Origin of the sequence: Peribacillus sp. YIM B13477 (assembly GCF_042787955.1) — a bacterium.
In the GTDB taxonomy this organism is placed as follows: Bacteria; Bacillota; Bacilli; order Bacillales; family DSM-1321; genus Peribacillus; species Peribacillus frigoritolerans.
The window spans coordinates 304,604-331,027 of record NZ_JBHZPD010000003.1 but is presented as its reverse complement, the minus strand read 5'-3'; the positions used below and the strand labels follow the sequence as shown (position 1 = coordinate 331,027).

Here is a 26,424-nt window from a genome sequence, read left to right as displayed (position 1 = left end):
GGCAAGTCAATACGTATTAAAAAGGAGGATTTATCATGGGGATATTATTGCGTAAAGCCATTGAGAAAAAAAGGAACTTCCTGATCAACAAGTTGATTAACAAGGGAGTTTACAAAAAGAATGACATCCATCTATTTGAATTGACCTTAACCGATTTAGAGAATGAATATATTAAAATAAGTAAAATTGAGGAGAAGGAATCCGACGATCATTCCCCCTGTCTAAGGAAACATTTCATATTCTATGAGAATAGAAGGAGAGGGTGAAATGGGGAAGGGCTTGGAAGAAAGGCGGAAGGAATTAATCCATAAACTTATGATCCATACTGTAAATAAAACGGTGGAACAGCTTATGAAGTTAACCTTGAAAGAATTGGAAACAGAATATAAAAAGGTTCAAAATGACTGTCACCCCCATAGTGATGCGGGTTCTATACATTGGGTCCATACAAAACGGCAGTAGGGTGAATGTGGAACCTTAATTCACCATAAAAAATTTCATCATTTTGCTAACGGCTGCTTGTGCTGATTCAGCATGATATTTTGAATGGTAAGGGTCGCTGAATCCGTGTCCCCCCATGAATTTATGAACTTCGACATCCTTACTTTCTAAAGCTGAAATTAACTCGTCGACATTAAATGATGGCTCTTCTAGCGGGAAAAATAGCAGTGCAGGGCATCGTGGCGCCAATTCTGCATAATTCCTAATACGCGAACCGTAGTAACCAACAATTCCATCGACATACTCTTCCTCAGTGCACAGCCAAGCTACAGTTGCCCCTGCACTGAATCCAAGAATGAAAATCTTTTGGTATTCATCTTTTATATCCGATAATATATCCTTTATCTTATACAAAGCACCTGTGAAACCTACGTTCTCCATAAAATGCCGATAAGCAGCATCCTCTTGGGAATAATCAAATGGCATCCCACGTCCTAACAAATCCGGACAGATCACATCAAAACCTTGATTTGATAATAACTCACAATAACCCTGCATATGTTGATTCAGGCCATATATTTCGTGAATGACAATGATGACAGTATCGGACTTTTTCTGTATGTTCAGCATGTATAACCTCCTCAAACTGTGTAAAAATTAAAAACTAGATAGATAAAAGCCAACCAATTCTTTTCATCCTTAACTATTACAAATCATAAGTACATTACCATCAGGATCTTGAAAGTTAAAATAAGCAAAGTCTCCAATACGCTCTATTTCTTTAACAATACGTATGTTATTACCCTTAATGAATTTATAGGCTTGGTCTATATCCTTTACGTAGAAATTTAACAATACATTGTTGGATGGTTCGAATCTAAAATCAGGATTTAATGGTATGGTCATCTAACGTTAATCCAGTTTCATATGTTATAGGAATATTGTAAACCAGCGATTCTACAGAATCACCATTATGAGGAATGCCAAGAATATTACAATACCATCCAACTGATTTTTTTAAATCTTTAACATGAATGAAAACATTGTTAACTTTAGGGAAAATAGGAGAATTTATTGATTTCAACTTTTCCACCTTTCGTTGAACCTTACCTAAGAATTCACGAATATCGATAAAAAACCTTTTTTAATCATTGAGTAGACTCCATATTCAACAGCTGCACAGAAACGCCCATTTTTTTTAATACGTGTCAGCCTTTTCCCCATTATAATACATAAAGAAAAGGTTGTTTAAGACAGCCCTTATCGTTAGCTATTCCAAATGCGTAGTACTATTTGAAAATCTTATAAGTTTGTATGGATGATCAGTATACTCAAGAAGATGTATTCCTGTATTATCAGAATTGAACCACACATCATTAATAGCGGGTGGTAATTGAAGAAAGCTTTCAATTATTTTAGTAATCATCCCTCCATGGGATATAATGGCGATTCGTTTATAATTAGCACTGTTCTCTCTAATATAAGCGAGTACATTTTGAGCTCGTAATCTAAAATCTATATTATTCTCCTTATCCTGCATCTCTCGTAAATCTTCCAGAAGTGTGACTGGACATTTGATAGTATTTGATAAAGTTTCGGCAGTTTTACTAGCACGAAGCAAGGTGCTTGACCATATAAGTTCTGGAGGAAACTCTTCGGAAACACGTCTGCACATTTTTTCTACTTGTTTAACTCCCTTAACAGTTAGTGGTAAGTCAGTAGTTCCTTTGTAATTTTCTTCTAGAAAATCGTCTTCTGACTCACCATGCCGAATTAATAATATCTGCAAGATATCACCTCAATTTTGTTTATTTATCCCAATTTATAATTCTACTCAACTTTAATAAAACCTTTAAAAGAATAAAAATTGAGCTATTAGTTATATCTTTAAACTCTACATTAATGTTATAAGATCGTATCACGCCCTTTTTCACACGTTTATCTGATTGTGGTGCTGTTAACAAGTAAGCTTCAGCACTCCTGAAGATAAGTTAACACTTGAAATAGCAAAACAACCGCGTGACAAAATTGTAAGTCGGCAGCTTAAACTGTTAGGAAGAACGATGGCGATATATTTCCTTTCTCTTTAATATGTAAGAAAAAGAGGAAGGTTGGGTATGAAATGGACTTTTTTGAGGTGAATACCAATGTATTCAGAATGATCAATGACATAGGGAAACAGTACGATTATTTAAACCCTTCTGCCATTTTCATTGCCGAGTACATGGTATTTTTATTAGCTTTGGCAGTCATCTTAATATGGTTCACTCGAAATGAACAGAGTAGGATGATGGTTGTTTGTGGGATGATTACCTTTGTAATAGCTGAAATGATGGGAAAAATGGCAGGGAGATTACATTCGAATAATCAGCCATTTGCCGAATTGGCCAATGTTAATCAGTTAATTGAAAAAGCAGTGGATAATTCATTTCCAAGCGACCATACGATCTTGTTTTTCTCGTTTTGTGTATCGTTTTGGCTTTTCAAAAGAGGTTGGTGGTTATTATGGATCATGCTGGCTTTCCTTGTTGGCATTTCCCGTATTTGGGTAGGTGTCCACTTTCCGGCGGATGTGCTGGCAGGAGCAATACTGAGCACCATTTCAGGATTGGCGGTATACCTTATTGTTCCTAAAATAAGCGTGATTCATAAATTATTAGGGGGATATGAGAGGTATGAACAAATGGTTCTATCCCCGTTAACTAAATCGAAGGAAAAAAAATCAAAGGATTTGTAAGCGGAAACAGGGTTGTTATAATACAAAAAATATCCATATGATGATCCTGATGGTAAAATTAAGTGAAAGCAATCCATCGCAATGGGGGACTTAATATTGATTGATATCCAAGAAATCAAAGACATTATCAGGCATCGCTATCCATTTCTTTTAGTTGATAGAGTTTTGGAACTGGAAGAAGGAAAGAGGGCGGTGGCCATTAAAAACGTCACGGCAAATGAAGAGTTTTTTTCTGGTCACTTTCCCGATTACCCAGTGATGCCAGGTGTGTTGATCGTAGAGGCATTAGCACAGGTAAGTGCTGTTGTCATGCTTACAAAAAAAGAAAATAAAGGGCGGATCGGGCTTTTGGCCGGGATTGATGGATGCCGTTTTAAAAGGCAAGTAAAACCAGGGGACCAATTACGTTTAGAAGTGGAGATTACTCGCTTGAAAGGTCCTATCGGTAAAGGAACAGGAAGGGCCACTGTCGAGGGGGAAACTGTATGCGAGACAGAGCTCATTTTTGCTTTTGGTGATTGATGATGATACCGGTAAAAAAAGCTTACGGGTATGTGACAAGAATCAATAATGGAGAAACACAGGTATTGGTTTTTCAACATCCCATTAAGGAAGCCGGTATACAGATACCCAAGGGAACGGTGAAGCCTCAGGAAGATGCTTACCAAGCAGTCATTAGGGAAATGAAAGAAGAAACAGGTCTGGAAAATTTTCATGTGGAGAAATTAATAACAGAAGATTTTTGGGAGAACGTCGATGGTGCCATACATAATAGATATTTTTATCAAATAAGTGTATCGAATGTTCCTGATGAATGGGACCATCAGCCGACGGGTGGAGGAGATGAAGCGGGGCTGACATTTCATTTCTTCTGGATTTCATCCGAACATGAAGTGCAACTTATCAAAGGGCATGGAGATTATTTAAACCGGATATTTACCTAACCTGCAGTTTATCACAGCCGGCCAAGATCATTATTGATCTTGGCCGGCTGCTTTTTAATGATCAGGTTTGTTTCTCGGTAATGAAAGTTTTTACGGTTGGCGGTTCATATGTAATGAATTGATCAAGAAGTCCATTAGGTTCAACATCTACCAGCGCCATGGAACGGAATTTTTCATGAAGGAACTGTTCGTCGGCCATATGGTTGAATAAAGCGACCAAGGGATCATAATAGTGATTGATATTTAAGAGTCCGCAAGGTTTTTGATGAAGACCAAGCTGAGCCCAAGTGAAAATCTCAAAGAATTCTTCCAATGTTCCAGGCCCGCCTGGCAAAGCCATGAACCCATCTGCAAGCTCAGCCATTTTTGCTTTTCTTTCATGCATGGACTCCACGACGATCAGCTCGGTTAAGTTCTTATGTGCTATTTCCTTTTTTTTCAGGAAATCCGGCATTACGCCAATTACATTTCCGCCTGCTTCCAAGACGGAATCTGCAACTGCACCCATGATTCCTACACTTGATCCTCCATAAACTAGGGTAATCTTACGTTTTGCCAGTTCCGCACCCAGTTTTTTAGCCTCTTCTACATAGACAGCAGATGCACCTTTGCTTGATCCACAAAATACAGCTAGACTTTTCAAAATATCACATCTCCCATTTAGTAATCTTGCTTTCTTATCATACAAAATTATAGGGGATTTGTTAAACTTGAATGATAAAAAAGGAAGGGTGGATGGATATGGACGTCACTGAATTTCAACAATGGGTAAAAGATTATTATGAAGCACGGGGATGGTCAGAATTGGACATTTTCATTCGCATTGGCTTTTTGGCAGAAGAAACTGGAGAGGTTGCACGAGCCATTCGCTCCCTTGAGATCGGAAGGGATAGACCTGATGAAATTATTGGTTCGTTTGAAGAGAACATACAGGAGCTAACCGAAGAGTTGGGAGATGTGTTAGGAAACTTGATTGTGATCGCGAACAAATACAATATCCCCTTGGAGGAAGTGTTCAATGCCCATAAAAAGAAACTATCTGAACGCTATAATCAAGCATAAGTTTTTTCTCGTGTGAACAAAAAGTTTACCTACATAATTTCAGTAAACCAGTGGAAGAGCTGTGACTATCAGCTCTTATTCTTATGGGGCAAACGATAGTTCATCATCCCATTTTATTCCTTAAAAAGAAATACTTTCAGCCTTTTATCCCCCTCCATTAAAAAAGAATTCACAAAATATGGGTAGTATGCGCGATTGAGATTGGATTTTATTGGGTATACACTTGGATTAAAGGAATGAACGTTCATTCCGCATCTTTTGGAAAAAGGGGGGATCATTATGATCACGGCAGCAAATAAACGAGACAGTATAGTAAAAAGCGCTTTAGTGCTTTTCGCAGAACGGGGATATGATGCGACGACGATTCCGATGATTGCTGCATCGGCAGGAGTTGGAGCGGGTACCATTTATCGTTATTTCGAGAATAAGGAAGTGCTGGGCAACAAGATCTTTCAAGAGTACTTGGATATTTTCACTGAAACGGTCAAGAATGGATTTCCTCATGATGATTCAATTCGCACGCAGTTTCACCATATTTTTAAAACGATGGTTCACTTTACAACCGAGCAGGACCAAGCTCTTTATTTCATTAAAATCCATAGTGGGGCCCATTTTTTAAATGAAGATAGTCATGCCAGCTTTAAAGGGCTATTGAATATATTCAAAAACTTCTTTGATTCAGGAAAAGAGAAAAAAGAAATTAAGGAGCTTCCTTCTTCAGCTTTGATTGCCATCATTTACGGAGCTTTTCTTGAGCTTGAGCGACTTGTACGCATCGGGGAGTTAGAACCTGACCCAAAACTTTTGGCAGATGTGGAAGAAAGCTTTTGGGATGCAGTGCGATTGCATGTTTGAGACACTTTCAATATAAACGGAATGAACGTTCATTCCGCAATTTAACTATCGTAAAGAGGTGCTAATAAAATGGAAAATACAACTCAGTTTCCACAGCCAAAGACATATGGCCCCCTAGGCAGCCTGCCTATCATTGATAAGGATAAGCCGCTTCAGTCTTTCATGAAGCTGGCACGAGAACTTGGGCCGATTTTTCAGTTTCAATTTCCGGGGCGAATCACTACATTCGTCTCCAGTGCTGCCCTCGCTAAAGAAATATGTGATGAAACTAGATTTGATAAGAAAGTCGGTCCAGCCCTTCAGAAAGTGAGGGCGTTTGGCGGTGATGGTCTCTTCACAAGTGAAACGAAGGAACCGAATTGGAAAAAGGCACATAACATCCTGCTGCCCAGCTTTAGCCAGCAGGCAATGAAGGGCTATCATGCTAAAATGGTGGATCTTGCTACCCAACTCATTCAAAAATGGGCTCGCCTGAATCCAGCTGATGAGATAGATGTTCCTGAAGATATGACACGATTGACCTTGGATACGATTGGACTATGCGGGTTCAATTACCGCTTTAACAGTTTTTATCGGGAGACCACCCATCCATTTGTCAACAGTATGGTGCGTGCGCTGGATGAAGCGATGAGCCAAACGCAGCGGCTTGGCATCCAAGATAAACTGATGATCAAATCTAAAAAACAATTCAGGGAAGACATTCAATATATGTTCTCTCTAGTGGATGAATTGATTGCCGAACGAAAACAAAATGGCGATCACGGAGAAGATGACCTTCTTTCCCATATGTTGAAAGGAGTCGATCCTGAAACGGGCGCATCACTGGATGATGAAAATATTCGTTTCCAAATCATTACCTTTTTAATAGCTGGGCATGAAACGACGAGCGGTCTCCTATCGTTCGCCATCTATTTCCTCATGAATAACAGAGACAAGTTAAAAAAAGCGCAGCAAGAAGTCGATGAAGTGCTGGGTGATGATGTTCCTGATTACAAACAAGTGAAAAAGCTGAAATATGTCCGGATGGTACTGAATGAAACGCTTCGTCTGTGGCCGACAGCTCCGTCGTTTTCCGTATATGCAAAAGAAGATACCATGCTGGACGGAAAATACAATGTGAAGAAAGATGATGTGTTCTCGCTGCTCATTCCCGAGCTTCACCGTGATCCATCCGTTTGGGGTGATGACGTTGAATCGTTCATTCCTGAGCGGTTCGAGGATTTGGATTCCATCCCTTATCATGCGTATAAACCGTTTGGAAACGGGCAGCGCGCCTGTATCGGACAGCAGTTTGCCCTTCATGAAGCGACACTGGTGCTTGGCATGGTTTTACAGCACTTTGACCTGATCGATCATGAAGAATATAAATTGGAAGTCAAAGAAACATTGACTCTTAAACCGGACGGATTGACCATGCGCGTTTCACCGAGGAAGCCGGCGATGTCGTTTACCGTTGCTTCTTCAGAACCAAAGTCTCCGGAAAAAGGTGCCGCGGTATCTCCAACCGAATCAGTACATGGAACACCATTACTCGTCCTGTTTGGATCAAACATGGGAACAGCGGAAGGGATTGCTCGCGACCTTGCCGAAACAGGGAAGCGGCAAGGCTTCCATGCCGAAGTTGCCCCTTTAAATGATTACACCGATCGGCTTCCAAAAGAGGGAGCTGTTCTCATAGTCACGGCATCCTATAATGGAAATCCCCCTGATAATGCAGGTGACTTCGTTTCATGGCTGAAGGAAAGCCATGGTGACACATTGGATGGTGTTCACTATGCGGTCTTCGGCTGCGGGGACCGCAATTGGGCCAATACGTACCAACGCATTCCAAACCTCATTGATGAGCGGCTGGAACAAAAAGGTGCAGTGCGGCTGACAGAAACAGGCTATGGGGATGCAAGCGATGACTTTGAAGGGGATTACGAGAAATGGACAGAAGCCCTTTGGCCGAATCTTGCCGAAGCCCTGAACATTGAAGTCAATGAGAATGATCGGGAAGTCAGCTCGATTACGATGAACTTCGTAAGTGATGTGAGCGGCACACCGCTTGCCCGCACCCATCATGCGTTTACATCCATTGTAAAAAGGAATACTGAATTACAGCATGAAGATAGCGGAAGAAGTACACGGCATATAGAATTAACGCTCCCAGAGGGAATACATTATCAGGAAGGCGATCATCTCGGGGTGCTTCCGCAAAATCCAGCGGAACTTGTCGAGCGAGTGCTCGGTCGATTTAACCTAAATGGCCAAGATTACGTGAATCTGACTGGGGATTCCGGAAAAGCTGCCCATCTTCCTACAGGAAAACCGGTAAAACTGGAAGAGTTACTATCAAACCATGTGGAGTTCCAAGAACCCGCCACCCGGTCTCAAATACGGGCGCTTGCCACTCATACGGTATGTCCTCCACATGTAAAAGAACTTGAAGATCTTCTATTGGATAATACCTATAAACAAGAAATCCTGAACAAGCGCATAACCATGCTTGACCTAATCGAAAAGTATCTTGCATGTGAAATCCCGTTTGAACGTTTCCTGGCTTTACTGCCACCTTTAAAAGCAAGATACTACTCCATCTCAAGCTCACCACTCCACAAAGAAGGAGAAGCAAGCATCACCGTAAGCGTCGTCCGTGGAGAAGCTTTGAGCGGCAACGGGAAATACAAAGGAATTGCATCGAATTATTTGGCAGAACGCTCCCAAGGAGACAAAATAGCCTGCTTTATCAATACGCCGCAATCCAACTTCCAGCTGCCAAAGCAAACAGGAAAACCAATCATCATGATCGGCCCTGGAACAGGCATTGCACCATTCAGGGGATTCATACAATCACGTCGCGCTTTAAAAGAAAAAGGTGAAACGCTAGGGACGGCCCACCTCTACTTTGGATGCCGTAATCCGGAACACGATTTCCTCTATCAAGAAGAACTCGTCCAAGCCGAACAAGAGGGCCTTGTAACACTGCACACCGCTTACTCCAGATGTCCCGGTCAAGAAAAAACATATGTCCAGAACCGATTGGCGGAAAACGCCCAAGACATCCTTCCTTTATTAAAAGAAGAAGGAGGACACCTATACATCTGCGGAGACGGAAGCAAAATGGCGCCAGATGTTGAACGAACCATAATTGACAGCTATATGCATATCTATCAAACACAAAGAGAAGAAGCCACAGAATGGCTGCAATCATTAGAGGAGAATGGCAGATATGCGAAAGATGTTTGGGCAGGAGCATAAATAAGAAGAGCAGCGATCCTTAAAGGAATCGCTGCTTTCCTTATGAAAATACGAACTCACGAGTAAATAGCGGAAACTCACGAGTAAAACTCGAATTCACGAGTAAAACAGCAAAACTCACGAGTAAATAGCGGAAACTCACGAGTAAAACAGCAAAACTCACGAGTAAATCGCGGAAACTCACGAGTAAATCACTCGAATTCACGAGTAAATCGCGGAAACTCACGAGTAAAACAGCGAAACTCACGAGTAAAACAGTGAAACTCACGAGTAAAGCTCGAATTCACGGTAAAACAGCAAAACTCACGAGTAAATAGTGCAAATTCACGAGTAAATAGCGGAAACTCACGAGTAAAGCCCGAATTCACGAGTAAAACAGCAAAACTCACGAGTAAATAGTGCAAATTCACGAGTAAACAGCAAAACTCACGAGTAAATAGTGCAAATTCACGAGTAAATAGCGGAAACTCACGAGTAAAGCTCGAATTCACGAGTAAAACAGCTAAATTCACGAGTAAATCGCGGAAACTCACGAGTAAAACAGCGAAAATCACGAGTAAAGCCCGAATTCACGAGTAAAACAGCTAAATTCACGAGTAAATAGCGGAAACTCACGAGTAAAACAGCTAAATTCACGAGTAAATAGCGGAAACTCACGAGTAAAACAGCAAAACTCACGAGTAAATCGCTCAAACTTTCGAATATATCGCTCAATCCTCGAGTGATGACGGAGAGCGTTACGGATTCTATATTCATTGTTAGAATTTGAGAATGTGTTAATACTTTGGAGGCAGTGGAAGTGAGGGATGTTTGGTCAAGCTCCTTCTTACTATATATGTGTTAAGTATTTTTTGCTTTACTCTGATTAACCAGCTTAGCCATGATGTGGCAAGAACTAACGATAAAGGGGTTCTTTTTAAAATGGTTAAGTATACTGTTTGTTTTGTAAAGAGGAATAATGAACTTCTTATGCTTAATCGGGAGAAAGCTCCAATTATGGGTGTCTGGAATGGGGTGGGGGGAAAAATCGAGAAAGGTGAAACACCTGATATTGGTGCACAGCGTGAGGTATTTGAGGAAACGGGGATAGGGGTAGAGTCCTTTTTTTCTAAAGGAACCGTAACCTGGGAGACTCCAGAAGGTGAATTGGATGGAATATATGTATATTTGTATATGGCGGATAAGGATTTAATTTATGAAACACCGAAAAAAACGCGGGAAGGCATTCTTGATTGGAAATCCATTGAATGGATACTTCATCCGCTTAATCTCGGAATTGCTGAGATGGTTTCACAGTACTTGCCGGTTTTATTGAAAAAAGAAGGAAACTATACATTCACATACAAAAATGGTCAAATGCATAGATCTTGAAACAACCTTACTCAATCTCTAATATCGTACCCTTTTTGAAACTTGAATCCTTAAAGGCGAATTTCATCAGAATAATATTACTTTAGTAAAAAACGTTCGGAGTTGATTTCAGAAATCCGCTCCCTTTCCGCCGACTGTCTGCCAAGCCTCCTCACCGCAAGCGGCTGTGGATCTCGGCTAGCCAGTTATTCGGCAGGAGTGTCGCAAATTTCTCATAAGGATAAACGGGTCTTCATTTATATGGTCCGGGGTGAGACCATTCCGGAGATTTGCAGACTAACTCGATAATAATCAAGTTGTCAAAACTTGAACATTTATTTCCACTCTAGGCATTCGCTTTCGGCGGGTGGCTCGCCCTCGGCATTTTTGCGCCTGGGGATCTCCTTAATACTCGATTTTCTCGCAGGAGTCTCGAACCTTCCGATCCAATCAACTAGAATGTTTTTTTTACTAGACTTAAATCAGCCTAGATACTGCTTTAATATTTCTAATCCTATTTTTAACTCATCGAATGAGTTTGTGGAAGAAAGTGCAATACGCAAATACATATCAGGGGTGGTTTGCCCGCTTTGAAAACGATTGGAATGAAAAACCCGAATGCCGCGCCTTTTCAAATTGGTTTCCATCTGTAACGCATCGTTATGCCCTTTAATTGGAAGCCAGCGATATAGACTGAGAGGATGTCCGACATCCTTTCTTAAGGGGAAATATTCCGAATAAATATCATTTGCAGTCTGTGCAAGCCGTTTCTTATGAGAAACAATTTCATGAGCCTTTCCTGATAGGATTAGCTCTGTGATGACCTCTGCATCAAAAGAAGAGGTCTTTACATTTATGTTGAAAATGGCCTGGGAAATTTTCTCGCGTATTGTTTCTCCATAAACCATATAGGCAACTCTTAATCCGGAACATATGGACTTAGAGGTGCCGCAAATATAAACGCTCTGTTCCGGAAGCAAATGGAACATCGGCTGCCGGTAGTCGGGGATAATGCCTGCCGTCAGGAATGCATGAATATCATCCTCAATCAAAATTAAACGATGCTTTCGGATGACCGCTGCCAATTCTTGCTTTCGAATATCCGACATCATGATTGTGGTCGGATTGTTGCAGGAGGGCATCAGAAATATCCCGTCAATATTTGTTTGACAACATTGCTTTTCAAGTTCATCTGGCAGCATTCCAAACTGGTCTCCGTGAATGGGCACTAACTTAATATGAAACATCTTTGCCAGCTCGATAAAGTTTGAATAGGTATATAAGTCGGTTGCAATTCTATTACCAGGCTCAAACAAAGCAGCGAGGGCAACAGCCAATGCATTTTGGGCACCGGAAACGATTGCTATATGCTCTTGATCCGCGTGAATGCCGAAAGATTCCATCCAGTTTAGAGCTGCTGTTTTTTGATGTGGAATCCCAGTCGGATCGTTGTAATTCAGCAGCTGCTCCAAATAACTTTTGTTGACGGTTTTTTGTAAAGTTTCTGAAACGATATCATTGGTTTGTTCAAAAGATGCCACAAAACCAAGATCGATGCTGTTTGCCGTTTTATCCGCGGAAATGGTTATGGAACGAGTGGCATTGGGAGCCACAAAGGTTCCGCTTCCCGTAACGGCATATATCAATCCCTTTACCTCGCATAATTTGTAGGATCGGGTAATCGTGGTGAAGTTTAAGTCAAGAAAATCTGCCAATTCTCGTTGAGGGGGCAACTTGGTTCCAGGTGCTAAAAAACCATTTATTATATCTTGTTCAAGTAATGATGCGAGAGATTTATAAAAAGGACGCTTTAATGCATTCTTATCAGGTTTCCAGGACATTGGATAATTGTCAAACGAATTTACTGGCATACTTCACCTCTCCTAGTCTTATTCCATACAATCATATCATTTTTTGTATGGAATTCTAATGCTGAAACGGTCGGCTCTAAAAGAATATAAGGTGATTAGCCTATCAGACTCCCTCATTTTGATAAAATGGGGGAATTTTATTTTAATTGTAATCCATACAATTAACTTGTTTTTTGTACGGATTTTGTATGTTAAGTTTAAATAAATTTAGCCATCAGGATGTGATTTATATGAAAAAACGAACTCAACTGATACCAGCATTTCGTGCGGCTTTTCCGTACACAGTGCCCATTTTGGCAGGCTTTTTATTTTTAGGCATCGCTTATGGGATCTTTATGAATTCATTAGGGTTCAGCGCGATTTACCCGATATTGATGAGTCTAACGATATTTGCAGGCTCGATGGAGTTTATTGCAGCCAATTTATTGCTTGTCGCGTTCAATCCGATTAACGCCCTTTTTCTAACCTTAATGGTGAATGCACGGCATTTGTTTTATGGCATATCCATGCTTGATAAATATAGGGGGACCGGTAAGAAAAAGCTGTATCTGATTTTTGGACTTTGCGATGAGTCTTTTTCCATCAATTGTACTGTTGATGTACCGAAGGATGTGGATAAGGGCTGGTTCATGTTTTTCGTGACAATGCTCAATCATTGCTATTGGGTGATAGGAGCAGCGATTGGCGGCATTTTTGGCTCTTTTGTCAAATTCAATACAGAAGGACTCGATTTTGTTATGACGGCTCTCTTTGTCGTGATTTTCATTGAACAATGGATGAAAGAGAAAAACCATCATAGTGCTCTCGCTGGGCTTGGCCTGTCAGCTGTCTGCCTTATTATTTTTGGCGGAAGCAATTTCATTATCCCTGCCATGTTTGCCATTTTGGGGCTACTTACCTTACTTAGAAAGCCGTTAGAGAAAGTTGAGGTGAGAACCATATGACAATGACTTTAACGCAGCAAATCATTACAATTGCGATGGTTGTTTTAGGCACAATGCTTACAAGATTTCTTCCCTTCATCGTTTTCCCATCAGGTAAACCCACACCGAAGTATGTACAGTATCTCGGTAAAATGCTGCCATCCGCAGTAATTGGGCTTTTAATCATTTATTGTTTAAAGGATGTAAGCCTGCAATCCGGTAGTCATGGCATTCCTGAATTCATTGGGGTGGCGGTAGTTGCCCTGCTTCACGTTTGGAAGAAAATGATGCTCCTCTCGATAGCGGGGGGAACGATTGTCTACATGATGCTGATTCAATTGGTTTTTTAAAGAGATAATGATCAGCACAGCCAACTCACGTCACAATTACTGATATCAATGGAATTGGAAGGGGCAGGTTTAGTGGCCCGTGCAACGGAAGTCAAACGAAACCATCGGACAGGATTTTATCGGATAGAGGTTCTGCATGAGCAAAACCTGATCCAGCCATAGAGGCAGTGTCATACCGAAAAGATCATTATTTTATAGAACTTGATGAACAAAATTAAGCACTAATAGTTTACGAGCAGAGCTGTCTTTAAGGCAGCTTTTTCTTATGGCATTTTAGGGCAGGGTAGTTACATGCATTTCTTCATAAGTTATTGAAACATTAATCAATCCTCTTTCCAGCAATCCTGAAATGGATCGGTTATTCTGAATCGCTGAAAAGGCTAGGCAGTGGGCATGCCTAGCCTTTTCATACTCAGGAAAGTTGTTGTGTAGGAGTAAACTTGTAGTTTCTTAGGAAAATCATTACTGAACTTAATAACAATGATAGTAAACCCACGAATACCACGTATTGTGTCCCCAGCTCTGATATGAATAATCCACCTGCTGCAGCACCGATTGTCGTTCCCAAGTTAACCGCTGTTAAAAATAGTCCATTAGCGAAATCAGGAGATTCGGGGGCTGAAGACATGATCCAGTATTGATTGATATTACCCCCTATACCAGCTAAAATCCCCCAAATTAATGTAAGGATAGCCATAGGAATGGTGAACTGTCCAAATAAGAATAATATGATGTAAACTGCTCCCAATGCAAAAGGGAAAATCACTACAGATTTGTTCGCATTTTTAGTAAGCAGCTTCCCTGCCGCGATGTTTCCAATAATATTGGCACCACCGTAAATGAGTAACATTAAACTGATTGTGTTCGAAGACATATTCGTAACAGTTTTCAGATACTCAGTAAGATAGCTATAAACTCCAAATACGGCTGAGTTCAATAGAATGACAGCCACAATGGATAGCCATGTAATTGATTTTTTTAATACGGATAATTGCGCTCCGTAAGAAAGTTTTTCCTCAACAGGCATGGATGGTACAAAAACCAATGTAGCAAGAAATACAATCGCATTAACAATCGCAAAGAATGCCATCGCCATTTCAATCGAAACGGCATTAGCAATAAAACTTACGATGGGTACACCGACTACCATTCCAGCGGATACTCCGATAAAAACTTTAGAAACAGCTTTTGGGGCTTCCTCCTTGCTGACGGAGTCGGCCGCTACGGTAAAAGCCAATGAACAGTAAATCGGATGAAAAAAGGCTGGAACTATACGGGCAACTAATGCAAGGGTAAAGTTAGTTGTAAATATGGATACGATGTTCCCCAAAACGAAAACACCTAGCACAAGCAGCATGACCTTCTTCCGGTTCATACCCGCAAATAATAACGGCAAAGTCGGACCGGATACAGCTACAGCAAGTGCAAAAAGACTCACAAGCAATCCTGCTTTTGAGATGCTGACATGAAAGTGATCGGCAATGGAAGGCAAGATGCCAATTACCCCCATTTCAGTATTGATGATTCCGAAAACACCGATGGTTAATATAAAGATAAGTAAGTTATTTGGTTTAGTCATAAAATAGATTTCCTTCTTTCAGGAAAGTGTCATTTTCTAGTAGCGATAGGAGTCATCTTACATTTATCAATTAGGTCAACTTTTTAAATTGTAACGGTAAAATCACTGTTGATATCTACTCCCGATTCAATTTCCCCTAGTTTAATAAGACATATCCAAAGGCCATATAAAAAATAGCTGAATTCCATGCATTACGTATGGAATTCAGACAAAAAAGTGTGAGTCCCGACAAGATTTGCAGGACTCACACAGTGGTTTCACTCAAAGTAACATTGCACGCAAAGCTCGCTGCGATTCATACAGGCCTTATTTCTTCTTCAGATTTTCTTTGAAGAAGGACTCGAGCTTATCAAAGGGGATTAAATTCACCCGGTCGTACAGATCCACATGACCTGCGCCCGGAACAATGTAGAGTTCCTTCGGTTCGGCCGCCAGCTTGTAGGCGTCTTCGCTGAACTCTCTGGAATGAGCGTTTTCACCCGTGATGAAAAGCATCGGACGAGGGGAAATCGTCTCTATGTCTTCGAACGGGTAAAAATTCATGAATTTGACGTTACTGGTCAGAGTAGGGTGTGTCGTCCGTTCCGGCGATGTGCCCTTGGGAGTGAATTCACCTCTTGGAGTGCGGTAGAAGTCATAAAACTCACGTTCAATCGCCGTTGAGTTTTCATTCAGTTCATGTACTGTCCCGCTGGTGTATTTGGTTTTACCGCCTGTGAACTCCACATAGCGTTGCTCCGCTGCCTCTTCGAGAATCTTCTTTCTCTGCTCAAGAGTCTGCGAGTGTTTAAGCCCGTTACGGTTGGCGGCACCCATGTCGTACATACTGACTGTCGCAATGGCTTTCATACGCGGGTCGATCTTGGCTGCGCTGATGACAAAGCTCCCGCTGCCGCAAATCCCGAGAACACCAATCCGATCTTTGTCAACAAAAGGCCGAGTGCCTAGGAAATCCACCGCAGCACTGAAATCCTCGGCATAGATATCCGGCGAAACTGCGTTGCGGGGCTGACCCTCACTCTCTCCCCAGAAAGACAAATCCAAGGACAAAGTAACAAATCCCCGTTCAGCCATTTTAGCGGCATACAAATTCGCACTTTGTTCTTTTACTGCGCCCATAGGATGCCCGACAATGATTGCGGGATTTTTGGTGTTCTTCTTCAAACCTTTGGGTATGAAAAGGTTCCCTGCGACATTCATGTTGTATTGGTTTTTAAACGTAACCTTCTTCATGGTTACCTTGTTGCTTTTGTAAAAGTTGTCTGCCCCATTCGTCATGTCTGGCGTGTATGCAGCGCCAACGCCGGCCTTGGGTGCAATGATGGTCACGGATAAAAGTAAGCCCAGTGCTATCATTGTGAGTACACGCCTGATAATCGTTCTTTTATTCATTTTTAAAACAACACCCTTTCTTAATTTTTTTGAAAAAAATTCTTTTGTGACTATCATGGTGTACATTGCCCTCGTTCAAAAAGAAATCCTCATTGATTGATTAATCAACATCTGTTTATAATTATTAAATAGAAACAGGATGCTCTCAATGGTTAAATGAACGCAATTCGTTGATTACTCAACAAATCAATAAAAATTGTTGATTATTTTTAGGAAAGTTTGGTGACCAAACAATGCCGAAAGTAGACAGAAGAATAACCAAAAGCCAAGAAGCCATTAAAAAGGCTCTCATTGAACTGATGTCCGAAAAAAGTTTTGATGACATTACCATTCAGCATATTGCAGACAGAGCAAATGTTAATCGAGGAACCATCTATCTGCATTACTTAGATAAATTTGATCTATTAGATAAAATCATGGAAGAACATATAAACAACATGAGTAATTTTTGTGAATCGGCAGCTGAAATGGATTATATAGAATCGACTGTACACTGTATGGAATATTTTAAGAGCAATTATTTATTCTTTTCGACGATGTTAGCGAGTGAAGGAGCTCCATATTTTCGCAGTCAGTTCCTTAAGTTCAATATCGAAGAGTTCAAGAAAGATGTGGACATAACAAAAGGGAAAAATTCCGATCAAAATGAAGATGTAATTGTTCAATTTGTTGCAAATGCTTACGTAGGGGTAGTGGAATGGTGGTTAAAGAATGGAATGCCTTATCCACCTCGTGCCATGGCAGAAAAAGTGGGGGATTTGTTAGAGAGGATTGTATAACTAATGAGAAACTTACCTGGGATAGTTGTCTCTGTAAGAAAAGGGGTGTCTATAAGGCATCTCTTTTTTTATGGAACAAAAGGGATAGATTGGTGTAGAAGGACTATTACAGGAATAGTGGAATTATAATAAATGGAATATATTTTTAACTGTAGTCCAAGGTTCCTTAAAAGTTGCTTGATTTCAAATCAATTGCATAGTAAGGAGAATTTTAGTATGAAAATAAAATGGTTTGGACATTCTGCCTTTTTACTAACATCCGAAAGAGGAACCAGGATTCTTATTGATCCATATTATCGCTTCATCCGTTACCGTATGCCAAGCGTTGAACCAGATATAGTCGCCGTTACCCATAATCATTTCGATCACAATAAAATTCAAGCTGCAACAGGTGATTACTTGCTTGTGAATGAGCCGAAGGAATACATCCGCGAAGATGTAAGAATTAGAGGATTTAAGACATTTCACGACAAGGTAAATGGCGAGAAGAGAGGCCCCAATATTTTATATCGTTTCCAAATGGACGATCTGACCATCTGTCACTGCGGAGATTTAGGGCATCTATTATCAGAAGAACAAATAAATGAAATTGGAAAAGTGGATGTTCTCATCATTCCTGTAGGAGGTACAGTCACGATTAATGCCCTAGAAGCCACTCAAGTAATGCGTCAATTGAAATCTACTATTACGATTCCCATGCATTATAGAACAAAGTCATTGTCGGTTGTTGGCTTGATGTTTTCAAAGGTAGATAAGTTTCTTCAGATTTCCGGAAAGCGAACAACAGAAGTTAAGACATTGGATATTTCCAAAGAAAATTTGCCGGAATATGCTGGTGTCGTTACCATGCTCTATGAATGAATATAAGGCTGCGATGTGAATCACAATGATTGCGATGCTAAAAAATGTTGCGAATTGATAAGAGATCCTGTTAATAACGAAAGGACAGGTTAGTTCAAGAACAAAAAGGGAAGATACTAATCAATGAATTGAATCAATTAAGCTTCCTCTTTACGTTATAAGGAGATAGAATATAAATAAAAAGGTGATGACAATAAAAAAAGTAAAAAGTATCCTATTCTTTCTTCTTGGGGCCATATCTCTTTTGATTGGTATCGCAGGGACTGTGTTACCAGTTCTGCCAGGCGGTCCGTTTTACTTATTTGCTGCCTTTTGCTTTGCTAAAAGCTCCAAGTCGATTGAAAACTGGTTCAAGAGCACCTCATTATATGAAAAATACGTTGAAGCATTCCTGCAAAAAAAAGGCATGACCCGAAGAGAGAAAATAAGAATCAATTTAATTGCCGATTTCTTCATCGTGATTTCTGTATTTTATGTGGACATCCTATTGGTGAAAATCTTATTGGTCGTACTCGCCCTCTACAAACATTATTATTTCATTAAAAAAATTAAGACAATTGATCGAAACGGTACGGAAAAAAGAGCGTTTTGAACCTTCAAATAAAGGAGTTGCTTCGGCAGCTCTTTTTCTCATGGTTCTAAAGAAGGAGGATATTTCAATAATAAAAAAAAATATATATATAAATTTGGTAAAGAAGGGAGGTATCGTTTGCTTTAATGAGGATGGTATTCCAGGTTAATGGATTATAAAAGTTTATTCAACAAACAGGTACATAAGTTGAGAACCAGAGCGCCGAATGGTGGTTTTTTTGCTAATAATGGGTGCGTTAGCTGAAGTTTAGAGCGTCTTTAAGGCAGCTTTTCCTTATGGGACTATCGCGGCAGGTTAGTTAAACAAGCTATGATGAACCAACTGAATACTTAATGGAAAAAGGAATTTTTGACGGTTGTGTGAACAGGTAGGATTAGCAACTAGACATAAAGAATACCTATTTATAAAAGGGGGCTTCTTTAATGGAAAAAGAAAAATTACTAGCTGTGAAATGTTCGTGCTGCAAAAAAGAATTAGACGCAATAGACTTGGTCATCATAAATGAATCACTTCAGCTGACGCATATCCAATGTCCTTATAAAGGAGAAAAAGCAATTATTGATGTAGGATATTTTAATGATGTATTCCGACAATACCTGATCGGTACCCATGAAAAAGCCCCTATAAGTGGGGGGATGTAAAGTCCATGGCTTTGCATTTTTAGTAAAAACCTTGTTAATTCGGTTCTATAAAGAGCTATGTCGATCAGTTCTTATGGAATAAAAGGGGCAGGATAGTTCAACAAACGTAGTGGCTGGAACAGTGAAACGATGAAGTTGACGCAACCAAAAGATGTTTGAGGTTTGAGGAGAAATTAACATAAAAAACTTCTTCCAGAATAGGGCGCGTTTCTGGAAGAAGTTTCGCTTTTCTTATATAGTACTATCATCAATATAGGTTCTTTGCGATTCATGGATGGCTAACGGGTACGTTAGCTGAAGATCGGAGCTGTCTTTAAGGCAAAATTTTTCTTCAGGGGTACCGCCAAAAAGGTCGGGCAAATACTGCCCGACCTTTCAACTATACTCCACGACATAGATAATGGGATATTAATAATTCGAAACTATAAATATCATTCCTCAATATGTATGTAGATTAGTTTTACTTTGCAAATAAGTGGTTACCTATTCTAATGACTGTTTCCCTTGTGAAAATCCATTCATCTGTTGCCGACATCGGATTATAATAATAAACAGAACCATGAGTAGGATCCCAACCTTGTAATGCATCAATAACAGCTCGATAAGAATGGCTATTTGGGGTCAAATAATATTGGCCATCATGTACAGCTGTAAAAGCATTTGTCTGGAAAATAACATCGTAAGTATTTTTAGGAAAACCTGACGCTGACATTCGGTTCAAAATTACTGCAGCGACAGCTACTTTTCCTTCATAAGTTTCTCCTCGAGCTTCTCCATGAACAACCCTGGCCATCATTTCAATACTATTTAATTTTTGTTGTGTTTGGTATCCAAAAACTCCATCTGGCAATATTCCAGAATCTAGTTGAAGTTGTTTCACCGCATGATCAGTAATTGAACCATAATACCCTGTTGGTTGCCTGTTAAAGTAACCCGCTTCCTTTAAATTTTCTTGTAAGTCATAAACTGCTTGTCCTTGACTTCCATTGTGTAAAACTTCTTGAGCAAAGATTGAATTGGGTATAAGAAACATGAAACAAATAAAAATAACAAACGACATTTTTTTTACATTTACCATCAAGTAATACCACCCTTCGATTCATTTTCCTACTATTCTACTTTATCATACAAGAAAAATAGATTTATATTACATTATTACTATTTTAAACCAAAATTTTAGGGGGTCTTCAGACAAATTCATCTGTTTTCTGGGTACCGCCTATCGCCATCAAGCTTAGTAAAAGGATTATACCCAAAACGAAAAATTAAGCTATATGCTGCTGAAGATAGCTTTTTTCGTTTTGAGGCGTAAAGAAATTTTAACTTGATGGGGTGCTACAAGACCCCTTATGGAACTATCGAGGCAGGATAGTTCAACAAAACATCGAGAATTATAAAGTTTACAAGTGGAACCCTGCGTAACACTCAGGTGCTTAACGGTGCTGACAAATGGCAGTCTGTTATAGGATAATGGGGATATATATTTGATGGGCAAAATATTGGGGGGAAACTCCAAATAGAAGGATGTGCTTAACGATGAATGTAGAAATGGTCATGCAGGAGCTTGAAGACCTAGGTAAAGAACGAACTAAAAAAATGTACATATCCAATGGTGCGCATGAGCCGCTTTTTGGCGTGGCGACAGGCGCCATGAAACCAATTGTAAGGAAAATAAAAATAAATCAGGATTTAGCTGAAGAGCTTTATTCGACAGGCAACTATGATGCCATGTACTTTGCAGGCATCATTGCAGACCCAAAAGCCATGACTCAGTCTGATTATGATCGCTGGATGGATGCTGCATATTTTTATATGCTGTCCGATTATGTAGTGGCTGTAACTTTATCGGAGTCAGATATTGCACAAGAAGTATCCGATAAATGGATTGCAAGCGGTGAAGAGCTGAGAATGTCAGCGGGCTGGAGTTGCTACTGTTGGCTATTGGGGAATCGATTAGACGTTGAATTTTCAGAAAGCAAAATTTCCGATATGCTGGACCTTGTGAAACATACGATTTACGAATCGCCAGTACGAACGAAATCCGCCATGAATAATTTTCTATCCACCGTGGGGATTTCCTATTTGCCGCTCCATGAAAAGGCAGTCGAGACCGCAAAGGCAATAGGGATCGTAGAAGTCAAACGGGACAAGAAAAAAACCAGTTTTCTAAATGCATACGAAAGTATTCAAAAAGAAGTCGGTAGAGGAAGGCTTGGTTTTAAACGCAAGCATGTAAGATGTTAAGATTGGTTTTGCAAAATTAAGGGTAATTTCAATGAAGGAGGTTGCTTAGACAGCCTTTTTCTTTGTTGATGAACCAATACACACTAAATGTGGGGTGAATGATACTTGAAGTCATGTATGTATTGGATATGGGCAAACACTTCACTCAGCAGAAATAAACGCTCAACGTGCCATCCAACTATAACTTAGCAGAAATCATTGGTGAGGAATCTTATTCTTCTCGAGGAAGACCGAGTAAAATTTATCGTTTAAAATAAGACCCATTTTCGGGTGTTTTTAGACTTTCAGCTTTTATCCCTGCTGGCAGTATTAAACTAGATCTTAAAAACTTCTATGAAGTAAACGAAACACTAGATAGCTCGACTATTTAAAGGTATCCATTACAGGTGCCTGATTTTTTTTGTGGACCTTAAAACAGTGTAATCAACTGAATAATGAATCACAAGAAAATCCATTTTGAACAATCCTTTTTCAAAATGGATTTTCTTTATTTACGCTAATATGGGGTTAAAGAGGACATTTTGATTAATCTTTATTTAAAAGCTACAGCAGTTAAAACATTTCATTAACTTCCCATGATTCGACTATTTGATGCGCCATCCTTGGATCATATCCTTTACCCATCAGATATGCAATAGCTGCAATTTCCATCATTGCATGAGGGACAGATGTTTTTTGAGCTTCGTTTAAACCATACTGTACCCAAGGGCCAACCTGTGACAATGTTTCTTGTTTGAGATGGTGTGGGTTAGTGTAAGAAGGATACACAATATTACATCCTTTCAAAAATATAGATAAATATCACAATCCTATTTTATGCACCTTAACTTATCCCGTGTTAGATATTCTCTAATTTTATAGATAAAAGTTATGGGTCAATGGATTTTCTTCTTCAACAATGGAGGGAGGGTAGTTTAAGTGGAAAATTTCACAAGTGTTTCTAACTAAAGTATTGTAACTTCCTCGAAAAGAAACAATCAACCTAAAAGTGAATTTTTTGAAATTGGTTAAACTAGCGGTATCGATTGATCATTCAAAGATTTATGAAAAACGTTGACAAAGTCCACTAATCAGAATAAAGTATTAGTGGATAAAGTCCACTAAAAGGAAGTGAATCATGAATATAAATAAAAATACCATGGCTGATATCCGGCAATTCAATCGATTTTATACAAATATACTTGGTTTGTTGGATAAGCATATATTGGATACCGGATATTCTTTCACTGAGGCACGGGTAATTTTAGAAATTGGTTTGATGGAGCAGTGTATAGCAAACAATTTAGTTGATAAACTGGAAATTGATCGCAGCTATATGAGCAGAATAATTAACAAGTTAAGAAAAGATGGACTGGTTATGAAGGAAAACTCGACCTTGGATAACAGAACGATTCTGATTCGGTTGACTCCTGAAGGGATGACTCTTTTTAATCAGCTTAATGAAAGATCTGATGAACAATTAGTGAGATTATTCAAAGGATTATCACAAAATGAAATAAAAGAAATCCATGCTTCTATGATGTTCATTCAGAAGAAATTGGATGGTTTGGGGAGATTATAGGATGATACGTTTTGAAAATGATTATACAGAAGGTGCTCATAAGCGAATTCTGAACCGATTAATAGAAACAAATGAAGAACAAACACCCGGATATGGAGTGGATGAACACTGTGAAAAAGCGAGAGCTTACATTCGAAAAGAGTGTGATGCCGCGAATGCGGATATACACTTTTTAGTGGGAGGAACACAAACGAATACAACTATTATCGCTTCAATTTTGCGGCCGCATCAAGGTGCGATTGCTGCAATTACCGGGCATATCGCGGTACATGAAACAGGAGCAATTGAAGCCACTGGTCATAAAGTGCTTACTTTGCCGAGTGATGATGGAAAAATTCAACCTGAACAAGTGAAAGAATTATATGATGCTCACTGGAATGATGTTACCCATGAGCATATGGTACAGCCAGGCTTGGTTTACATTTCTAACCCTACAGAAAATGGAACGACTTATAGTAAAGCCGAATTGGAAGCATTAAGTAATGTTTGCCGGGAATGCGGTTTGCCATTGGTATTGGATGGCGCTAGATTAGGGTATGGCTTGGCTTCGCAGGACAGCGATTTAACCTTGGCGGATGTTGCAAGGCTATGTGATGTGTTTTATATAGGGGGAACGAAAGTTGGTGCAATGTTTGGTGAAGCGGCAGTCATTATGAATGATGCCCTGAAAAAGGATTTCCGCTATTTCATCAAGCAAAAGGGAGGAATGCTGGCTAAAGGGAGACTTTTGGGGATCCAGTTTGAAACCTTATTTGAAGATGGCTTATACTATGAAATTTCTAAACATGCCGTGGAAATGTCAATGATGATTCGAGAAGCATTTGTTGAAAATGGATTTTCATTACGATATGATTCCACATCAAATCAGCAGTTTCCCATCTTGCCGGAAGATGTGATTTTGGAATTAGGCAAAAAGTATTCATTCTCCTTCTGGGAAAAAGTCGATACTACACACAGTGCTGTGAGATTTTGTACCAGTTGGGCTACGAAAAAAGAACATGTTGACATGCTTGTAGAGGATATCAAGGAAACAAAAAAATGGCCACGATAGAGTTATATTTAGAGAATAGTTATCTAAAAGAATGTTCGGCAAATATTGTTTCAATACAAGACCGATTTGTGGTGTTCGATCAAACCATTTTTTATCCAGGCGGCGGTGGGCAGCCCTGTGACCGGGGAATCATAAAACAAGGTGATGAAACTTATAAAATATTAACAGTAAAAAAAGTCGATGGTGAAATTATTCATGAACTAGAACGTCCAATACAGGACATAAATCAAACAGTAGAAATGCAGATTGACTGGTCTTGGCGGTTTCAGAATATGCAGTATCACACATTATTGCATGTCATTTCAGGTTATTTTTATCAACATTACAATGCTTTAGCTACAAGTAGTCAAATTGAAAAAGAGCATGCGAGATTAGAGCTGTCTTTCTCTCCTGAAATAATGGAAGAAATACCATTCGATCAATTGGAACAATCGATAAAGAAGATACTGGCACAACCCCATAATGTTTACACGAAAACAATTAGCAGAGCTGAAGCAGAGCAAAAAGAAGGGGTTATTAAAACGGTCATTAATTTACTTCCAGCTTCTCTTAACGAAATTCGAATCGTTCAAATAAATGATATTGATGAGCAAGCATGCGGGGGAACCCACGTCGGCAACACGAATGAAATTAAAGACTTTTCTATTATGAAAATTCAACAAAAAGGACCCGCGAAAAAAAGGATTAAAATTCAATTATTGGGATAAGTTCTGCTAATGAAAAGTATGGACTCCATATCCTTTGAAGTCGCCAATTATTTTTAGTTGGTGGGAGTTTATCGAACCTAAATATAAATCCAAAAAAAATCATTTTGACAGGAACAGATTGAAATAAGGTACAAAGTAAATAGGGCTTTTAACATGAGAGTTGTTCTGGCAGCTCTTTTTTTTTTGGAGTTAACTGGGCAAATAGCGACTTTAATTTTTAAAATTTACATGCAATAATTGGGACATTCGTTAAAATAACTAAAAAGTAAACGAGGGGGAGTCTGATGGAGAGGATTAATTATTCTATTGTTGATGTGTTTTCAAATGGAAAATATACAGGAAACCAACTCGCGGTTTTTAAAAACGCTGGGAATATTCCGGATAAAGAAATGCAACAGATAGCCAAAGAAATTAATTTTTCCGAAACTACCTTTATCTTGTCTGATTCAAAAAATGATGGCGGTTATGATGTCCGGATATTTACACCTAATGAAGAGGTTCCATTTGCTGGACATCCGACTATAGGAACTGCTTATATCATTCAAAACGAAGTATTAGAAGCACCATTGGATAACATTATTTTAAACTTTAAAGGTGGACAGATAACAGTATCATTCAATAATCAAGAAGAGCTTCTATGGATGAAACAAAATCAACCAACTTTTGGCCGGATTTTAGATACAGATAAAATTTCTGAAGTTTTAAATATACATAAAGAAAACATAGATGATAGATTCCCCATTCAAGAAGTTTCGACGGGACTTCCAGTGCTTGTTGTCCCATTAAAATCATTGGAAGCCGTTAAAAAAGTAAAGATAAATAGAGAAAAATATTTTGAGTTAATTGAACATATGGATGCAAAAGCCATTATGGTTTTTTCTCCAGAAACATATGATTCGAAAAATGATTTGAATGTTCGCGACTTTGCGGACTATTATGGTATCCCCGAAGATGCAGCCACTGGCAGTTCTAATGGATGTTTAGCTGCTTACTTAGTTAAATACGGGTATTTTGAAAGAAGTGAAATAGACATTCGCGTAGAACAAGGATACGAAATCGAAAGACCTTCTTTATTGTTTTTAAAAGCAGGTGATGATAATGGGGAAATCGACGTTCATGTTGGAGGTAAAGTAGTGAAAATTGCTCAAGGTGAATGGTTTCTTTAATAACCTGACCTTTTCAACTGACAAATCCTTTACTTCAAAACAGGGAAGGTTGCTGAGGCAGCCTTTTTCTTATTGAAC

Annotated in this window: 32 protein-coding genes; 20 read left to right on the top strand and 12 right to left on the bottom strand. The window is 39.4% G+C overall.

The features are described 5' to 3' along the window. Positions 1 to 35 precede the first annotated feature (35 nt). Positions 36 to 266, top strand: a complete 231-nt coding sequence (locus tag ACFX4H_RS13340) for a Fur-regulated basic protein FbpA (protein ID WP_063590161.1) — start codon at positions 36 to 38, stop codon at positions 264 to 266. A 1-nt stretch (position 267) separates the two neighbouring features. Next, positions 268 to 462: a Fur-regulated basic protein FbpA gene (locus ACFX4H_RS13335; RefSeq protein ID WP_377435574.1), complete on the top strand. Its 195-nt coding sequence runs from the start codon at positions 268 to 270 to the stop codon at positions 460 to 462. 15 nt (positions 463 to 477) lie between these two features. Here the strand turns inward: ACFX4H_RS13335 and ACFX4H_RS13330 are convergent, their stop codons facing one another. The 4 genes from ACFX4H_RS13330 to ACFX4H_RS13315 all read right to left on the bottom strand — a co-directional run bounded on the left by ACFX4H_RS13330 (position 478) and on the right by ACFX4H_RS13315 (position 2,230). After that, a complete protein-coding gene (locus ACFX4H_RS13330) occupies positions 478 to 1,071 on the bottom strand; it encodes a dienelactone hydrolase family protein (protein ID WP_377435572.1) in 594 nt (197 codons plus the stop codon). Between the two features lie 69 nt (positions 1,072 to 1,140). After that, positions 1,141 to 1,347, bottom strand: coding sequence for a VOC family protein (locus tag ACFX4H_RS13325; RefSeq protein ID WP_323602822.1), 207 nt, complete (start codon positions 1,345 to 1,347; stop codon positions 1,141 to 1,143). Beyond that, positions 1,325 to 1,525 (bottom strand): hypothetical protein, encoded by a 201-nt coding sequence (locus ACFX4H_RS13320; protein ID WP_377435571.1) that lies wholly within the window; start codon positions 1,523 to 1,525, stop codon positions 1,325 to 1,327. The genes ACFX4H_RS13325 and ACFX4H_RS13320 overlap by 23 nt, the downstream gene beginning before the upstream one ends. A 186-nt stretch (positions 1,526 to 1,711) precedes the next feature. Beyond that, the gene (locus tag ACFX4H_RS13315; RefSeq protein WP_241635371.1) at positions 1,712 to 2,230 is read right to left on the bottom strand and encodes a histidine phosphatase family protein; all 519 of its coding nucleotides are present in this window, start codon (positions 2,228 to 2,230) and stop codon (positions 1,712 to 1,714) included. 333 nt (positions 2,231 to 2,563) lie between these two features. Between ACFX4H_RS13315 and ACFX4H_RS13310 the strand changes: the two genes are divergently transcribed. The 3 genes from ACFX4H_RS13310 to ACFX4H_RS13300 all read left to right on the top strand — a co-directional run bounded on the left by ACFX4H_RS13310 (position 2,564) and on the right by ACFX4H_RS13300 (position 4,122). Beyond that, positions 2,564 to 3,178, top strand: coding sequence for an undecaprenyl-diphosphatase (locus ACFX4H_RS13310; protein ID WP_249597163.1), 615 nt, complete (start codon positions 2,564 to 2,566; stop codon positions 3,176 to 3,178). 96 nt (positions 3,179 to 3,274) lie between these two features. Further along, positions 3,275 to 3,700, top strand: a complete 426-nt coding sequence (gene fabZ / locus ACFX4H_RS13305; RefSeq protein WP_034304158.1) for a 3-hydroxyacyl-ACP dehydratase FabZ — start codon at positions 3,275 to 3,277, stop codon at positions 3,698 to 3,700. Beyond that, complete coding sequence (locus tag ACFX4H_RS13300) at positions 3,700 to 4,122, top strand: NUDIX hydrolase (protein WP_377435569.1); 423 nt, start codon at positions 3,700 to 3,702, stop codon at positions 4,120 to 4,122. Before fabZ ends, ACFX4H_RS13300 begins: the two co-directional genes overlap by 1 nt. A 61-nt stretch (positions 4,123 to 4,183) precedes the next feature. On the opposite strand, the gene ACFX4H_RS13295 is transcribed toward ACFX4H_RS13300, so the two are convergent. Next, positions 4,184 to 4,765 carry an LOG family protein gene (locus ACFX4H_RS13295; protein WP_063590166.1) on the bottom strand — a complete coding sequence of 194 codons (582 nt, stop codon included), beginning with the start codon at positions 4,763 to 4,765 and terminating at the stop codon, positions 4,184 to 4,186. A gap of 98 nt (positions 4,766 to 4,863) precedes the next feature. Between ACFX4H_RS13295 and ACFX4H_RS13290 the strand changes: the two genes are divergently transcribed. From ACFX4H_RS13290 to ACFX4H_RS13280, 3 genes are all read left to right on the top strand, one after another. After that, complete coding sequence (locus tag ACFX4H_RS13290; RefSeq protein ID WP_063592467.1) at positions 4,864 to 5,184, top strand: MazG nucleotide pyrophosphohydrolase domain-containing protein; 321 nt, start codon at positions 4,864 to 4,866, stop codon at positions 5,182 to 5,184. Between the two features lie 279 nt (positions 5,185 to 5,463). Beyond that, positions 5,464 to 6,039: a TetR/AcrR family transcriptional regulator gene (locus ACFX4H_RS13285; protein WP_323602827.1), complete on the top strand. Its 576-nt coding sequence runs from the start codon at positions 5,464 to 5,466 to the stop codon at positions 6,037 to 6,039. A gap of 69 nt (positions 6,040 to 6,108) precedes the next feature. Then, positions 6,109 to 9,279 (top strand): bifunctional cytochrome P450/NADPH--P450 reductase, encoded by a 3,171-nt coding sequence (locus ACFX4H_RS13280; protein WP_377435567.1) that lies wholly within the window; start codon positions 6,109 to 6,111, stop codon positions 9,277 to 9,279. 40 nt (positions 9,280 to 9,319) lie between these two features. Here ACFX4H_RS13280 and ACFX4H_RS13275 read toward each other — a convergent pair whose 3' ends face one another. Continuing rightward, positions 9,320 to 9,463: a hypothetical protein gene (locus ACFX4H_RS13275; RefSeq protein ID WP_377435565.1), complete on the bottom strand. Its 144-nt coding sequence runs from the start codon at positions 9,461 to 9,463 to the stop codon at positions 9,320 to 9,322. Between the two features lie 7 nt (positions 9,464 to 9,470). Further along, on the bottom strand, positions 9,471 to 9,833 hold the full coding sequence (locus ACFX4H_RS13270) for a hypothetical protein (protein ID WP_377435563.1): 363 nt from the start codon (positions 9,831 to 9,833) through the stop codon (positions 9,471 to 9,473). A gap of 367 nt (positions 9,834 to 10,200) precedes the next feature. Here ACFX4H_RS13270 and ACFX4H_RS13265 point away from each other — a divergent pair, with 367 nt between their 5' ends. Then, positions 10,201 to 10,650 (top strand): NUDIX hydrolase, encoded by a 450-nt coding sequence (locus ACFX4H_RS13265; RefSeq protein WP_377435561.1) that lies wholly within the window; start codon positions 10,201 to 10,203, stop codon positions 10,648 to 10,650. A 461-nt stretch (positions 10,651 to 11,111) separates the two neighbouring features. Here the strand turns inward: ACFX4H_RS13265 and ACFX4H_RS13260 are convergent, their stop codons facing one another. Next, positions 11,112 to 12,500, bottom strand: coding sequence for an aminotransferase-like domain-containing protein (locus ACFX4H_RS13260; protein ID WP_377435559.1), 1,389 nt, complete (start codon positions 12,498 to 12,500; stop codon positions 11,112 to 11,114). A 188-nt stretch (positions 12,501 to 12,688) separates the two neighbouring features. On the opposite strand from ACFX4H_RS13260, the gene azlC reads away from it, so the two are divergent. Beyond that, positions 12,689 to 13,444 (top strand): azaleucine resistance protein AzlC, encoded by a 756-nt coding sequence (gene azlC, locus ACFX4H_RS13255; RefSeq protein WP_262871365.1) that lies wholly within the window; start codon positions 12,689 to 12,691, stop codon positions 13,442 to 13,444. Further along, positions 13,441 to 13,773, top strand: a complete 333-nt coding sequence (locus ACFX4H_RS13250; protein ID WP_034304141.1) for a branched-chain amino acid transporter permease — start codon at positions 13,441 to 13,443, stop codon at positions 13,771 to 13,773. The genes azlC and ACFX4H_RS13250 overlap by 4 nt, the downstream gene beginning before the upstream one ends. A gap of 412 nt (positions 13,774 to 14,185) precedes the next feature. Here ACFX4H_RS13250 and ACFX4H_RS13245 read toward each other — a convergent pair whose 3' ends face one another. Both ACFX4H_RS13245 and ACFX4H_RS13240 read right to left on the bottom strand, forming a co-directional pair. Further along, positions 14,186 to 15,352: an MFS transporter gene (locus ACFX4H_RS13245; RefSeq protein ID WP_377435557.1), complete on the bottom strand. Its 1,167-nt coding sequence runs from the start codon at positions 15,350 to 15,352 to the stop codon at positions 14,186 to 14,188. A 306-nt stretch (positions 15,353 to 15,658) separates the two neighbouring features. Beyond that, positions 15,659 to 16,744 carry an alpha/beta hydrolase gene (locus tag ACFX4H_RS13240; protein WP_377435646.1) on the bottom strand — a complete coding sequence of 362 codons (1,086 nt, stop codon included), beginning with the start codon at positions 16,742 to 16,744 and terminating at the stop codon, positions 15,659 to 15,661. A gap of 233 nt (positions 16,745 to 16,977) precedes the next feature. Here ACFX4H_RS13240 and ACFX4H_RS13235 point away from each other — a divergent pair, with 233 nt between their 5' ends. The 4 genes from ACFX4H_RS13235 (at position 16,978) to ACFX4H_RS13220 (ending at position 19,617) form a co-directional block, all read left to right on the top strand. After that, positions 16,978 to 17,523 carry a TetR/AcrR family transcriptional regulator gene (locus ACFX4H_RS13235; protein WP_034304135.1) on the top strand — a complete coding sequence of 182 codons (546 nt, stop codon included), beginning with the start codon at positions 16,978 to 16,980 and terminating at the stop codon, positions 17,521 to 17,523. Between the two features lie 216 nt (positions 17,524 to 17,739). Beyond that, positions 17,740 to 18,384 carry an MBL fold metallo-hydrolase gene (locus ACFX4H_RS13230; RefSeq protein WP_283866400.1) on the top strand — a complete coding sequence of 215 codons (645 nt, stop codon included), beginning with the start codon at positions 17,740 to 17,742 and terminating at the stop codon, positions 18,382 to 18,384. A gap of 187 nt (positions 18,385 to 18,571) precedes the next feature. After that, positions 18,572 to 18,976 carry a YbaN family protein gene (locus ACFX4H_RS13225; RefSeq protein ID WP_048687144.1) on the top strand — a complete coding sequence of 135 codons (405 nt, stop codon included), beginning with the start codon at positions 18,572 to 18,574 and terminating at the stop codon, positions 18,974 to 18,976. A gap of 422 nt (positions 18,977 to 19,398) precedes the next feature. Continuing rightward, the gene (locus tag ACFX4H_RS13220; RefSeq protein WP_034304131.1) at positions 19,399 to 19,617 is read left to right on the top strand and encodes a hypothetical protein; all 219 of its coding nucleotides are present in this window, start codon (positions 19,399 to 19,401) and stop codon (positions 19,615 to 19,617) included. Between the two features lie 460 nt (positions 19,618 to 20,077). Here the strand turns inward: ACFX4H_RS13220 and ACFX4H_RS13215 are convergent, their stop codons facing one another. Next, on the bottom strand, positions 20,078 to 20,695 hold the full coding sequence (locus ACFX4H_RS13215; protein WP_249597177.1) for a cell wall hydrolase: 618 nt from the start codon (positions 20,693 to 20,695) through the stop codon (positions 20,078 to 20,080). Between the two features lie 458 nt (positions 20,696 to 21,153). Between ACFX4H_RS13215 and ACFX4H_RS13210 the strand changes: the two genes are divergently transcribed. Then, on the top strand, positions 21,154 to 21,861 hold the full coding sequence (locus tag ACFX4H_RS13210; RefSeq protein ID WP_377435554.1) for a DNA alkylation repair protein: 708 nt from the start codon (positions 21,154 to 21,156) through the stop codon (positions 21,859 to 21,861). A gap of 552 nt (positions 21,862 to 22,413) precedes the next feature. Here the strand turns inward: ACFX4H_RS13210 and ACFX4H_RS13205 are convergent. Further along, the gene (locus ACFX4H_RS13205; protein WP_054399744.1) at positions 22,414 to 22,629 is read right to left on the bottom strand and encodes a hypothetical protein; all 216 of its coding nucleotides are present in this window, start codon (positions 22,627 to 22,629) and stop codon (positions 22,414 to 22,416) included. Between the two features lie 349 nt (positions 22,630 to 22,978). Here ACFX4H_RS13205 and ACFX4H_RS13200 point away from each other — a divergent pair, with 349 nt between their 5' ends. From ACFX4H_RS13200 to ACFX4H_RS13185, 4 genes are all read left to right on the top strand, one after another. Continuing rightward, positions 22,979 to 23,422, top strand: coding sequence for a MarR family winged helix-turn-helix transcriptional regulator (locus tag ACFX4H_RS13200; RefSeq protein WP_221408449.1), 444 nt, complete (start codon positions 22,979 to 22,981; stop codon positions 23,420 to 23,422). 1 nt (position 23,423) lies between these two features. Continuing rightward, complete coding sequence (locus ACFX4H_RS13195; RefSeq protein WP_241635330.1) at positions 23,424 to 24,473, top strand: threonine aldolase family protein; 1,050 nt, start codon at positions 23,424 to 23,426, stop codon at positions 24,471 to 24,473. Continuing rightward, on the top strand, positions 24,461 to 25,180 hold the full coding sequence (locus tag ACFX4H_RS13190) for an alanyl-tRNA editing protein (RefSeq protein ID WP_249597180.1): 720 nt from the start codon (positions 24,461 to 24,463) through the stop codon (positions 25,178 to 25,180). The genes ACFX4H_RS13195 and ACFX4H_RS13190 overlap by 13 nt, the downstream gene beginning before the upstream one ends. A gap of 284 nt (positions 25,181 to 25,464) precedes the next feature. Continuing rightward, positions 25,465 to 26,346, top strand: coding sequence for a PhzF family phenazine biosynthesis protein (locus tag ACFX4H_RS13185; RefSeq protein ID WP_095393371.1), 882 nt, complete (start codon positions 25,465 to 25,467; stop codon positions 26,344 to 26,346). The last annotated feature ends 78 nt before the right edge of the window (positions 26,347 to 26,424 follow it).